Source organism: Streptomyces sp. CRN 30 (assembly GCF_034105845.1).
The window spans coordinates 95044-107565 of sequence record NZ_JAVRHI010000506.1 but is presented as its reverse complement, the minus strand read 5'-3'; the positions used below and the strand labels follow the sequence as shown (position 1 = coordinate 107565).

Here is a 12522-nt window from a genome sequence, read left to right as displayed (position 1 = left end):
CGGACACGGTGTCTCCTCGGTGGACGGCGCGACGCGGATCATGTGTGGGTGATGAGGTAGGCGGGGGCCTCACCGCGCCTGGCCTGTTCGACGGCCTCGAGATGGGCGAAGGCCCGCGGGGCCATCAGCGGCCGCCAGTCGGCGAGAGCGTGGACGGCCCACATGTCGTGCTCGGCGGGATCGAGGCGGATCCGGCCGAGCTGGTCCGCGTCGAGCCGACCGCCGTCGAAGACGAGACCCATCTTGTTGAGGGGCGCCCCGGCCCCTGCGTGCACGAAGTGCGTCAGGAGCAGCCTCGGCGTGTCCAGGCCAAGTTCGAGGCCGGTCTCTCCCAGCGCTTCGCGCCGGGCGGTGCGAAGCGGGTCTTCTCCTGGCGGTTCCAGGTTGCCGCCCGGGAACTGCCAGGACCGGTGTCCGTAGACCGAGCGCAGCTGTACAGGCCGGTCGCGCTCGTCACGGACGTACAGGCAGCCGTACACCGTGTGATGGGGAACGGTCCGCGCGTACTGCGAGGGCGTCATCGGCATGGAGCGGCCGGGCCGTGCGGGGGGCGGTGGTCGAACTCGATGGCGACGGCGCCGAGCGCCTCCTCGGCCGGCGGGTGGATACCGCAGAGATCGCCGCGGAGCTCGACGAGCAGTCCGTCGGGTGGTCGGTCCGGGTCGATACGGGCGGGATCCTCCGCGCCGAGCAGGTCCTCGAAGGAGGCGTACCAGGTGGTCCGCTTCACGATGATGTCCAGTTCGCGGTCACTGCTCCGGTCGTGGAAGACGACGGTGTCCCCGGCCTCGACGGCCGGCCTCTCCGAGGTGGCGACGCGTGCCTCGATCGTCTTGCGTCCCGCTTCCAGCTGCCCGTAGTGGCGACCCGTGAGGTGGAAGTGGTGCGCGCTCGACGGCGTGCGCCGGGCTGCGACGTGCGGTGGGGTCTCGTCCTGGCTCGGCCGTCGCAGGACGAGGAGGACCAGTCCTTTGGCGTCGTGCCGCTCCGAACCCGCCCATCGGTTTCGCAGGCGTGCGAGCTCGTCCTCAGCGAGGGTGACACCGCGCCGTTCGTCGGGGATGGCGGAGGCTAGCGGCGTGATGAGCACGAGGGCGCCACCAGGGCGCGGCCGACGGCCCAGCGCGTCCAGGGTGCGGTCGAGGGACCTGAGGAAGGGGGCGACGAACCGCAGGGTGATCAGGTCGTAGCCGCCTGGGTGCAGTGAGCCTCCGTAGTCTTCCTCGATGTCGAGACGGAGCCAGCGAGCGGCGTCACCATGGCGGGCGCGGGCGTCGGCGAGGGCGGTCTCGGACCAGTCGACGGCGTCCACGGCACAGCCGGACGAGGACAGGTGGGCGGCGAGCTCGCCGGTGCCGCACCCGACGTCGAGGGCCCGTCCGTCGGTGGCAGTCGGCAGGCGGGTGAGGAGCAATGAGAGCGTTTCATCGTGAACTCGCAGGTCGAGGTACTGGTGTGAGTCCGTGATGCAGTCCTCGTGCTGGCAGCAGAGTGATCGCCGTCGGGTGATCGTCTGCCACCGCTGGACTTCGTGGTTCGCCAGAACGAGCAGGGCTCGTAGCAGCGTGGTGGCGTGCTGGACGTTCATGCGGACCTTGGTCAGAATGCGCCAGGTCTTCAGGTTCGCGAAGCCGTGCTCGACGGCGGCGCGTTCGTGGCTGACCAGCTGGTTTGCCTCCTTTTCAGCGTTGGTGAGGCGGTGGGAGCGGGTCGCCTTGCGGCCGGTGATGATGACCGGAGCATCGTCGGGGTCGTCGAGTCCGACGAAGCCGAGGTCGGCCAGGGCGCCGAGACCGGCCTCACGCAGATGCCTGGTGATGTGGTCGTGGCGGGCGGCGGTGATCTCGCTAGCCCGGCCGGGGCGGGCGGAGGAGGTCCAGATCAGGTTTCCCTTCTCGTCGGTCAGCGCGAGGACGAGCAGACCATGGGCCTTGTGTTTCCCGTTGTAGTTCTTGCGGTTGTCCGGCCCGGTGCGGCGGTGGGTGCGCACGAGAGTGCCGTCCAGCAGGACCACCGCACCGCCCCGGCGGGCGATCTTTTTCGGGGCGCGGTCCAGACGCGGGGCGCGGGCAGCGAGCAGGTCCACAACCTCCAGGACCCAGCGGCGCACGGTGGAGGAGGATGAGACCTCGTTGCCACCGGCCATGTCGCGAAGCCGCTGGTCGTGACGGAGCACGGCGAGCACGACGATCGCCTGGGTTCCCGGGGTGACTTTGCACCAGCGGGTGCCGAGTTGCTTGCGCCGCCCGCGGTGAGTCTTCGCACGCGAACCAACCCCCGTCGGGGGCTCTCGCGTTGCGGCGGGAACCGGCCGGTCCGCCGCCCCGTCGGTCAGCGCGGCAGATAGCGCCCCGATCCGGTTCGCTTCAGCCAGTCCCGGTCGGCGAGTCTGCGCAGCCGGCCGCGGACCGGCTCGACCTTGCCCGGTGTGCGTTCCCGGCCCAGTGCCATCGTGACGTCTTTCGCCATCACGGGCCGTCCGCTCCGGCCACGATCTCCATGATCCGCTGGTACTCCGAGGGCAGGTCCCCCCAGCCCCATCCCCTCGACACGGTCCGGTACCAACCGCATCCCGCCCGCACCCGGCCCAGCCGCGGCGCGCTCCGGCTCCGGCTCCGGCTCCACGGTGCCCGACGACCGCCGTCCTCCGTCCGTCGCCTCGGACCACTGACCGAACACCACCTCGGCCGCCTCCAGCCGGCCCAGCTCAGCGTCGATCTCCGCCAGTTCCTTGCGCAGCAGCGCGGCCCGCTCGGTCAGTCGCATCCGTCGCTCGATCGTCGCGCTCACCGTGGCGGCCGCGCCGCCTGAGCCGGTCATGCTGCCGGGCGAAGGCGAGTCGGCCGGACTCCCACTTGCACTCGGCCGTGTTCCTGGCGGGAAGGTCAGGGCTGTCCAGGGCCGTGGTGAGTATCGGTTCGGGCAGGGTCGACGTCGTCATGGTGGAGGCCTTCCCCGGGACCGGCCGGGCCGGTGTGCAGCAGCGCGGTGTCCACCCGGTCGCCGCCGCTGCTTGAGGGCGTCACCTGGGGCGTACGACACCCGCCCCCGCCCGGATGGCAGCTCCAGGCTGGGACGGACCGCCACGGTGGGGCCTATAGCGTGGTCGGCCGACCATGAGGCGACCACGTCCGGGCACAGCCCCGACCACGGCGCAGGGCGCGCTTCAGCCTGTTGCCGCGCGGTCCGGCCAGGTAGTCAGGACACCGGCGGCGCCCCATGAGAGGTGCCGAAGAACGACCGTTCTGCTGCAAGATCAACTTGGCGCGAGCTCGTCGAGGCTGCCGACGAGAAACAGCCGGACAAGACGATCGCCCGCTACGGCCGCGCGTCGACCCGCGCTGACGACATGACACGGGCCGGTGTCGGAACGGCTCGACTCGTTCCGGATGGAGTTCCATCAGCCAGCAGGGCCCGACCCGGCTCGGCGGTCACGCCGGGCGCGGGGAGTCGAGCAGGGTGAGCGCCGAATGAGCCGGTTCTCCCTTCGCCGGGGGCATGGCGCTGAGGCCGCGCAGTCGTTCGTTGCGCTGCTCCAGGGCCTGGGCGGTGGTGGGGAAGAGGGTGGCGCCACCCTGGCTGACCAGCGACTGGTTCGCGGTCACGAACTGCCGGGTGTGGCGTTCGTAGGCGGCGAAGCCCGCACCGTGACCCCGGTCCGCGAGGCAGCCGGCGAGCATGTACGCGCCGACGAGCGCGAGGCTGGTGCCCTGTCCGGTGAGGAACGAGGGCGCGTACGCGGCGTCGCCGACCAGCGCGACCCTGCCGCTGGACCAGCGGGGCATGCGGATCTGGCTGACCCCGTCGAAGAACAGGTCATCCGCCTCGCGCAGGGCGGCCAGCATGCCCGGGACCTCCCATCCCGCGTCGGCGAAGACCTCGGTGACCAGGTCGCGTTGGGCCCGCGGGTTCCGGAACGCGTCCATGGGCGGCTCCGGCCGGGCGAAGTTCAGGAAGGCGTGCGCCTCGTCGTCGTCCCCCACGGCGTAGAGTGCCGCGGCCCTGCCCGGGGCGTTCCACATCACGGTCTCGTGGGAGAGCCCGAGGGTGTTGCGCATGGTGAACACAGCGAAGCAGTAGCCGAGGTAGTGGTGGAACTGCTTCTCGGGGCCGAACAGCATCTCCCGGGTGCGCGAGTGCATGCCGTCCGCGCCGAACACCATGTCGAACGTACGGCTGCCGCCCCCGCGGAAGGTGACGTCGACCCCGTGGTCGCTCTGGTCGAGGGTGTCGATGGAGTCGTTGAACAGGAACTCCACGTCGTCACGGACCGCCGTGTACAGCGCTTCCGTCAGATCCCCGCGCCGTACCTCCAGGTCCCGTCCCGCGACGCCGCCGGTGACGGCATGCGGGTGCAGGGAGGTCACCTCGCTGCCGTCCGCGTCGAGGAAGGTCAGCCGCCGCAGGTCGATGTGCGCGTCCCGCAGCCGCGGCAGGATCCCCATCCTCCGGACGACTTCCAGTGCGGTGCCGCGCACGTCGACGGGATAGCCACCCCCGCGCAGGGTGGGCGCCTTCTCCACGACCGTGACCGCGTATCCGCAGCGGTTCAGCCAAAACGCGAGGGCGGGCCCCGCGATGCTGGCCCCGGATATCAGGACCTTGCGCCTGGGCGTGCTGCGGACATCCGTCAGCTGATCGGTGAGGGTCATTCCTTGACTCCTTTGGGCATGGTGCGAGTGACGAACAGGGCCAGCGACGTGACGACGCCGGCTATGACGAAACCGGTGACGTAGGCCGATTCGGCCGCGACCTCCGACCCGGAAGGGGTCGCGGCGGTGAGGAGCGCACCACCGAGCTGCCCGCCCACGGCATAGCCGAGTACGCGGCTCACCAGGATCAGGCTGGTGGCGATGCCGGTGTCCTCGGCATCGACGGCCGTGGCGGTGCTGGTCATCATCGCCGTGACGCACAGGCCGTTGGCCAGCGCGATCAGCGCCTTGCCGACGACGACGTGCCAGACTTCGGTGTGCACGGCCGCCAGGACGACCAGGGAGACGGCCATCATGACGACCCCGGTGTCGACCACGGCGCGCGAGCCGAAACGCCGGTCCCCGATACCGCCCAGCGGCCCGGCCAGCGTCGCGGCGACGGCGCCGGGCAGCAGGAAGAAGCCGATCTCGGTGGCGCCGGCGCTGAATCCGTACCCGTCGCCGCGCTCGTCGAGCAGTTGCGGAACGAGATAGACCGCCATCGAGGTGCCGAGGCAGATCACGAATGTCAGCGCACACGCCTTCCAGATCGCGGGCCGTGCCAGCATGTGCAGATCGATCATCGGAGAGGCCGCACGCCGTTCGACGGACACCCAGCCGGTGACGAAGACGGCCAGTAACACGACGAGGGCGCCGAGTACGAGTGGTCGCGAGGCCGCTTCGGGCGCCAGGGCGAGGACGAGCATGAGCGTGACCAGCATCCCGCTCAGGAGCAGCAGGCCGGGCCAGTCGATGCCGGCGTCGTCCGACCCGCCCGGCCGGTCGGACGGCATGAGCCTGTTCACGAGCAGGGTGGCCCCGATGACCGCGATCGTGGGCAGTGCGAACATCCAGTGCCGGGAGAGCTCTTCCGCCACCGGCCCGGCCGACAGCATGCCGACCATGCCTCCCCCGACGAAGAGTCCGCTGACCACCCCGATGGCGACCTTCGACTCTCCCGGGGGCAGGTTCTTGCGCACGACGATGAACGACAGGGGAAGCGCGCCCACCATCGCCCCTTGCAGCACCTGCCCGAGCAGCAGCACGGGCAGGTTCGTGGCCAGGGCGGACACCGTGCCGCCGACCGCGACGACCGCCATCAGCCGGATCAGGACCCGTTTCCCGCCGTAGCGGTCGCCGAACTTGCCTGCCAACGGCGTGATGAGTGCCCCGGTGATGAGGAGCACGATGCTGAGCAGCGCCCCTTCGGACTGGCTCATGTCCAGTTCGCGTTCCAGGAGCGGGATCGTCGGTGACACCACCGACTCCAGAGCGCCGGTGGACAGCGCCAGCAGACCGAGGGCTCCGACAGCGGCCTTCCCGATGGGGACCGGGGGAGCCAGGGTCGTGGTCATGAGTGTCCTTTCCGTCATTACCGGGTGAGTTGAGAAAGGGGCAGCGGGGGGGGGCACGGCATGTGGCGCTGCGTGAGAGCCGGGTACGGGGGCCGATGCGATGCCGGCCGCCGCCCCGGACGGGCTAGGACCAGCGGCGCAGCGCGACCCGGGCCGGCAGTGTGACCGCCGACAGGGCCAGGCCGACGGCGGCGAACGCGAAGCATCCGTACACCAGCGGGGGCACGTACGGCATGTCACCGGTCACGCCGCTCATCATCGGGATCAGCGTGGCCGCGGCGATCGCGGAGCCGAGGACCAGGCCCACCACGGCGACCAGCAGCCCCTCCCAGCGGAGCATCGTCATCACCTGACGCCGGGTGGCGCCGACGAGGCGGAGCATGCCCAGCTCGCGGCGACGGTCCAGGACCGTCATCACCAGGGTGTTCACCGCGGCGACGGCGGCGAACCCACCGAGGACCGCGGCCATGGTGTTGTTCATCCAGGCGCCCAGCTTCGCGTCGCGGTTCTGCTCGGTGGCGTGGCCGGAGGCGTCGGTGACCTCGCCCAGGGCGGTGAGTGACTCCGCCGAGCCGCCCCGTACCAGAAGCGTGCTGTCGAAGCCCGAGGTGACGTGCCCGGCCAGGGACGCCCGGTCCATGGTCACCGTGGCCAGGCCGAGGCCGCGGCCGTAGACCGCGACGATCTCGGGGCTGACTGCCGTCCCGTCGGGGAGGTAGAGCGGGAGCCGGTCGCCGACACCGGCGTCCGCCGAGGCCGCCAGGGTCTTGTCGATGGCGATACGCCCCTCGCCGAGCCGGTCGAGGCTGCCGTCGCGTACGTCCAGGTCCTGCACCTTCGCCAGTTCGGCGCCGGAGCCGGTGACGCCCTGGGCGGCCGCGCCCTGGAGCGACTTGAACTCGCCGGAGCCGGTCGGCACCAGCACCTGCGTGTTCAGCAGCCCGACGGCCGCCTTCACGCCCGGCGCGCGGGCGGCGCGTGCCGCCGCGTCCACGGGGAGCCCGGCCGGGTCCGTCACCACGTGGTCCGCGGTGATGCCCGCGCGCAGCTGCTTGCCGGCGGCGTGGGTCTCGCTCGTGTGCATGAACACGAGGGTCGAGGAGAACGCCACGGCGAGCACGATCGGGGTGATCGCGGAGGCGAGACGGCGGGCGTTGGCACGGGAGTTGGCGGCCGCGAGCTCGGCGGACGGGCCCGCGCCGCGCAGCGGGAGGCTGAACAGGCCGGCGCACAGCCGTGCCACCAGCGGGCCGAGCAGCCCGACGGCGAGCATGAAGAGCATGACGACGCCGAGGGCGGCGCCGGCCGCGTCGTCCCCGGCGGAGCGGGCGGACACGCCGGTGAGGATCGCGCCGCCGACGAGGGCGCCGACGCCGAGGAGGGTACGGGCCGGACCGGTCCGCAGCCGCTCCACCGACGCGTCAGACAGCGCCTGTCCGGGCTTGGTCCTGGCGGGCCGGCGCCCGGCCGCCCAGCCTGCGCCGAGCGCGGTGAGCAGCCCCATGACGACGGCCGCGAGCAGCGGAAGCCCGGAGACGTGCAGGTCCACGGCGCGCGGGACGGCGTCCCGGTCCTGGAGCTGCCCGAACCACCAGTGGGCGAGCCCGATGCCGGGCAGGCAGCCGATGATCCCGGCGAGCGGCGCGACGAGCAGTGCTTCGGAGGCGACCGCGCGGCGGACCTGCCGCGGGGTGGCGCCGACGGCGCGCAGCAGGGCGAACTCGCGGGCCCGCTGACGGACCGAGAGCGCGACGGTCCCGGCGGCCGTGAAGACCGCGACGATGGCGGCGATGGAGCCGAAGGAGCCGCCGATTCCGAAGAGAGTCACCTTGGCGTACCCGAGGCCCGGGTCCTCGACGGCACCGCGGTCGTCGCCGGTGCGGACCTGGACGCCAGAGCCGGCCAGGGCCTGCTTCACGGCGCCGGCGAGGGTGTCGGCGCCGGTGCCGTCCTCCGCCAGCACGACGACGGCGTCGGCCTTGCCGGGATGCCCGGCGAGCACGGGGGCCTGGGTGTCGGCGAACCAGGTCAGGGCCGCGTCGCCGGAGTCGCGGGCGGTCTCCGCGGGGCCGGCCTCGGCGACGCCGGCGACGCGGAAGTCCTGCCGGCCGGCGGCGGTCTCCAGTACGACGGTGTCGCCGACCGCGGCGTGCGCGGCGCGGGCCGTTCCCGCGTCGAGGACGACTTCTCCCTCGCGGGGTGCGGAGCCGCTGGCCAGCGAGGTGCCGGTGAAGGTGTGCGAGCCCCATCCGTGCGCGGTGAGCACACCGCCCGGAACAGTCAGCGCACGGGCGCCGGCGTCCGTCGCGCGCACCGGGAAGGTGAAGTCCGCGACGGCGGTGGCCGCACCCGGCGCCCCGGCGGCCTTCGCCGCCAGCGCGGCATCCATCCGTGCCGTGTCCGGCAGGGGCGTCGCCTCCTTCTCGCGGTCCTCGCCGCTGCCGGTGACGACGTACTCGTTCTGGTCCGCCGCCGCGACGACCGGCGCGTTCGCGTACCGTTCCGGCGGCACGGAGGCGCGCAGGCCGGTCTCGAGCAGGATTCCGCAGGCCGAGACGATCAGTGCGGACATCAGCAGCGCGAGGAAGGTTCCCGCGAACGACGCGGGTCTGAAGCGGACGGCCTCACGGGCGAGTCCGTTGGGGCGCCTCATGCCGCCACCCCCGCCATCGCACCGGAGCGGGAGGCGCGCGAGGTGAGCACGGCCATCCGTGCCGCGATCCGCTCCGCCGAACCGCGCTCCAGGTGGTCGGCGAAGGCGCCGTCGGCGAGGAACAGCACACGGTCGGCCCAGGCGGCCGCGGCCGGGTCGTGGGTGACCATGACGACGGTGGCACCCAGAGCGTCCACCGCGTCGCGCAGCAGGCCGAGAACCTCGGCGGCGGTGCCGGTGTCGAGGGCGCCGGTGGGTTCGTCCGCGAAGATCACGTCGGGGCCGGTGACCAGGGCGCGGGCGACGGCCACGCGTTGCTGCTGACCGCCGGAGAGCTCCCCGGGCCGGCGCTTCGCCTTGTCGGCGAGTCCGACCCGGGCGAGTACCGCCAGCGCCTGGCGCCGGTCCTGGCGCTGCCCGGCCAGACGCATGGGCAGCAGCACGTTCTGCTCCACGGTCAGCGACGGCAGCAGGTTGAACGCCTGGAAGACGAAGCCGAGTCGGCCGCGGCGCAGCTCGGTGAGTTCGTTCTCGCTCATGCCGGTGATCTCCGTGCCGCCGAGGCGCACGGATCCCGTCGTCGGCCGGTCGAGCCCGGCGGCGCACTGCAGGAAGGTGGACTTGCCGGACCCGGACGGGCCCATGACCGCGGTGAACGTGCCGCGCGGCAGGGCGAGGTCGATGCCCGCGAGGGCGTGCACCGTGCCCGCCCCGCGGCCGTACTGCCGCCGGACGTCGCGCAGTTCGACGGCGAGACCGGGCGTGGCGGCCGGAACCTCGGGCCGGTTGTCCGCCTCCGGCCGGTCGTCCGCCTCCGGCCGGTCGTCCGCCTTCTGCCGCTTGCTCCTGCGTAGCCTCATGTCCCGTCTCCCTCTCATGTGCACTTTCTGTGACGGGTGAAGAGTGCGGGGACGGCTGGGCGCCGGGCGTCATACCGGGGAGCCAATGTGGGGGTGCTACCGCGGTAGGGGGTGGAGGAGGGGCGGGGCGGTCCTACTCACCCGGAGCGACCAGCCCCGACTCGTAGGCGAAGACCACCGCTTGGGCGCGGTCGCGCAGGTCGAGCTTGGTCAGGACGCGGCTGACGTGCGTCTTCACCGTCTGCTCAGCCAGCACCAGCGTCTGCGCGATCTCCCCGTTCGACTGTCCGCGGGCCACCAGCGTGAGGACCTCGGTCTCGCGTTCCGTCAGGCCCTTGAGCCGCAGCGCGGGCTTGCCCCGGACGGCGGGACGCTGCTTGGCGAAGTCCGCGATGAGGCGGCGCGTCACGGAAGGGGCGAGCAGCGCGTCGCCCGAGGCCACGACGCGGACCGCCGCGATGAGGTCGGCCGGCGGCGCATCCTTGAGCAGGAAGCCGCTCGCGCCCGCCCGGAGCGCCTCGTAGACGTAGTCGTCGACGTCGAAGGTGGTGAGCATCAGGACGCGCGGCCGGTGTTCCCCCACTGCCTGAAGGGCGTGGGAGGTGCCCCCACCACCGGGTGCCGGCTCCAGAATGCGGCGTGTGGCCTCCAGCCCGTCCATCTCGGGCATCCGCACGTCCATCAGCACGACGTCCGGGTGGGTACGCCGGCTCAGCTCGACGCCCTGCGCGCCGTCGGGGGCCTCGCCCACCACGTCGATGTCGCTCTGGGCGGCCAGCAGGGCGGCGAAGCCGGCCCGCACCATGGCCTGGTCGTCGACGATGATGACGCGCGTAGTCACGTGAAGTCCTTCTCAGTCGAGGGGAAGTTGGGCGGCGACCCGGAAGCCGCCGTCCGGCAGCGGCCCCGTGTCGAGGCTGCCGCCGACGAGCCGCACCCGCTCGCGCATGCCGACGAGGCCGTGCCCGGTGCCGCCCACCTCCAGCGGCCCGTCGGACGGCTGGGGCGGCGGTCCGTTGACGACCAGGACGGTGAGCCGCGCACCGCCCCGCGGATCGGACTCCGTCTCCGTCTCCGTCACCGACAGCGACAGCGACACCTGCGTACGGGCACCCGGCGCGTGCCGCACGACGTTCGAGAGAGCCTCCTGGACGATCCGGTACGCGGACAGGCCGACCGCCTCGGGCACCTCGACGTCGCAAGGGGTGAACTCCACCGGCCCGCGGGCCCTCGCCGTGACTTCCACCAGCTGCCCGATCTGCGCCAGGCCCGGCTGGGGCACGAGCTCGCCGTGCGCCTCCTCGCTGCGCAGCACGCCGAGGAGGCGTCGCATCTCGCCGAGCGACTCGCGCGCGGTCGCCGCGATGGACGTGAACTCCTCCCGCACGTCCGGCGGCAGCCTGTCGAGGCGGTACTCCGCGGTGTCCGCCTGCACCGTGATGACGGACATGTGGTGTGCCACCACGTCGTGCAGCTCGCGGGCGATCCGGGCGCGCTCCTCCAGCAGCGTCCGCCGGCCACGTTCGGCCTCGCTGATCGTCTCCTGCTCGACCAGCCTGCGCTGCACCTCGGACCGCTCGCGCAGCACACCGCCCAGCAGGAGCGCGACGCCCCCGAGGATGGTGAACAGCAGGCTCATGGCGCCGAAGCCATGGGGCGCGACGAACCCCAGGGCCACGTTCGCGGCGGCCGTGGCCAGCCACACCAGCAGCAGTGTCCGGCGCCGCTCGCGCAGCCCCAGGGCGAGGCAGAGGCCGACGTACCCGACGATCTCCATGGGCGGGAACGGCCACAGCAGCCGCTCCTGGAAGTCGACGGTGAGCAGGGCGAGCGCCCCGGCGACGTCCGCGACGAAGACCACGTACCAGGCCCGCAGCGGCCGTACGACGGCGAGCAGCAGCGGCGCGGCCTGCGCGACGGCCAACCCGGCGGCGACGCCTCCGGTCAGGCCGTAGTCGGCGGTGAGGACCACGATGGTCGTGGGCAGCAGGGCGACGCACAGCACGAACGCCACGGCCCACGGCAGCAGCCGCACCCATCGCCGCGAAGCCCCCGCGAGCAGTGCGCGCGGGCGGTCCTCCTCCACTGAGGTCATGCGCACCAGCTTATGTGCGCCGCGACGGCGTCCGGAGTGGCGCAAGGCGTCGCCTCCTCCTATGTCGGTATGCGGCGGTTCTCCCACTCCGTACATGTGCCGCGGGGCCTGACGGCGGGAGCCGACGAGGGCGGTTCCGCGTACACGGGATGCCGAGATCGCGGCAGCGGGTCTTCCTGGGAATCAGCAGGGAGGCGCTGCGCAACTGGGTGCGGGCCGAGCGGGCCCCGCCGGGATGAACTGGTGAACCGCTGCCGTTTCATGGAGGACCACCACCACCCTTGGGGCGTGCAGCGGTTGTGACAGGCACTGGAGGTGACCCGCTCCAGCTTCTACAAGTGGCGGACCGGCCGTGCGGCGCGGACCGCCCGTGAGCGGGACGATGCCGCGCCGGCCGGGCGGATCCGGGCGGTGCACGCCGAATGGGACGGCACCTGGGTTTGAGGTCGGGCCTCGCGGGACACCGAGTGAGGGGTCAGCCGTCAGGTCCGTCGCTGTTCGCGGGGCGGGTCACACAGCGGAGCAGCAGATCCAGGCCGATGAACACAGCGGCGACGGCGACCAAGGCGGCGAGCGCGAGCAGCCAGTCGGCGATCTGCTCTGTCGGAACGGTACGCGGCGTGTGCGGCCTGGACACCACCATGAGGGGGAGCGCGCTGATCACGGCCAGCCAGATGAGTCTCATGTTTCCTCCGTAGGAGTACGTCCGCATCGGCATCGGTGGCCCGCGTACGGAACGTACGGAACCGGTTGGTGAGACCGGCGTCGGTGAGGCCGGGGACCTTGAGACACGGAGGCGGGTGTGAACGTGGTAGCAGCACCGTCAAGGGCCGCGGCGAGCGAATCCGGGCACGGCGGTCAGTCCCCG

At 72.3% G+C, this 12522-nt stretch carries 10 protein-coding genes; all 10 read right to left on the bottom strand.

All coding sequences use genetic code 11. The annotated features are described in order from the left end of the window. Positions 1-38 precede the first annotated feature (38 nt). A complete protein-coding gene (locus tag UW392_RS57890) occupies positions 39-521 on the bottom strand; it encodes an NUDIX domain-containing protein (protein WP_320783540.1) in 483 nt (160 codons plus the stop codon). Further along, positions 518-2185, bottom strand: coding sequence for a transposase family protein (locus UW392_RS57885; RefSeq protein ID WP_320783539.1), 1668 nt, complete (start codon positions 2183-2185; stop codon positions 518-520). The genes UW392_RS57890 and UW392_RS57885 overlap by 4 nt, the downstream gene beginning before the upstream one ends. Before the next feature lie 146 nt (positions 2186-2331). Continuing rightward, positions 2332-2820 carry a hypothetical protein gene (locus tag UW392_RS57880; protein ID WP_320783538.1) on the bottom strand — a complete coding sequence of 163 codons (489 nt, stop codon included), beginning with the start codon at positions 2818-2820 and terminating at the stop codon, positions 2332-2334. 611 nt (positions 2821-3431) lie between these two features. After that, positions 3432-4652 carry an FAD-dependent monooxygenase gene (locus tag UW392_RS57875; protein WP_320783537.1) on the bottom strand — a complete coding sequence of 407 codons (1221 nt, stop codon included), beginning with the start codon at positions 4650-4652 and terminating at the stop codon, positions 3432-3434. Then, entirely contained in the window at positions 4649-6046 is a 1398-nt protein-coding gene (locus tag UW392_RS57870) for an MFS transporter (protein WP_320783536.1), read from the bottom strand. Before UW392_RS57870 ends, UW392_RS57875 begins: the two co-directional genes overlap by 4 nt. 124 nt (positions 6047-6170) lie before the next feature. Beyond that, entirely contained in the window at positions 6171-8699 is a 2529-nt protein-coding gene (locus UW392_RS57865) for an ABC transporter permease (RefSeq protein ID WP_320783535.1), read from the bottom strand. Then, positions 8696-9559: an ABC transporter ATP-binding protein gene (locus UW392_RS57860; protein WP_320783534.1), complete on the bottom strand. Its 864-nt coding sequence runs from the start codon at positions 9557-9559 to the stop codon at positions 8696-8698. Before UW392_RS57860 ends, UW392_RS57865 begins: the two co-directional genes overlap by 4 nt. Before the next feature lie 133 nt (positions 9560-9692). Continuing rightward, positions 9693-10400, bottom strand: coding sequence for a response regulator transcription factor (locus tag UW392_RS57855; RefSeq protein ID WP_320783533.1), 708 nt, complete (start codon positions 10398-10400; stop codon positions 9693-9695). A gap of 12 nt (positions 10401-10412) precedes the next feature. Further along, positions 10413-11645: a sensor histidine kinase gene (locus UW392_RS57850; protein WP_414497584.1), complete on the bottom strand. Its 1233-nt coding sequence runs from the start codon at positions 11643-11645 to the stop codon at positions 10413-10415. 484 nt (positions 11646-12129) lie between these two features. Beyond that, a complete protein-coding gene (locus UW392_RS57845; RefSeq protein ID WP_320783531.1) occupies positions 12130-12339 on the bottom strand; it encodes a hypothetical protein in 210 nt (69 codons plus the stop codon). Positions 12340-12522 lie beyond the last annotated feature (183 nt).

What these genes read in the sequence shown, in the direction of transcription:
- UW392_RS57890 (WP_320783540.1), bottom strand. Translation starts at nt 521, where the DNA reads ATGACGCCCTCGCAGTACGCGCGGACCGTTCCCCATCACACGGTGTAC.
- UW392_RS57880 (WP_320783538.1), bottom strand. Translation starts at nt 2,820, where the DNA reads ATGACCGGCTCAGGCGGCGCGGCCGCCACGGTGAGCGCGACGATCGAG.
- UW392_RS57875 (WP_320783537.1), bottom strand. Translation starts at nt 4,652, where the DNA reads ATGACCCTCACCGATCAGCTGACGGATGTCCGCAGCACGCCCAGGCGC.
- UW392_RS57870 (WP_320783536.1), bottom strand. Translation starts at nt 6,046, where the DNA reads ATGACCACGACCCTGGCTCCCCCGGTCCCCATCGGGAAGGCCGCTGTC.
- UW392_RS57865 (WP_320783535.1), bottom strand. Translation starts at nt 8,699, where the DNA reads ATGAGGCGCCCCAACGGACTCGCCCGTGAGGCCGTCCGCTTCAGACCC.
- UW392_RS57860 (WP_320783534.1), bottom strand. Translation starts at nt 9,559, where the DNA reads ATGAGGCTACGCAGGAGCAAGCGGCAGAAGGCGGACGACCGGCCGGAG.
- UW392_RS57845 (WP_320783531.1), bottom strand. Translation starts at nt 12,339, where the DNA reads ATGAGACTCATCTGGCTGGCCGTGATCAGCGCGCTCCCCCTCATGGTG.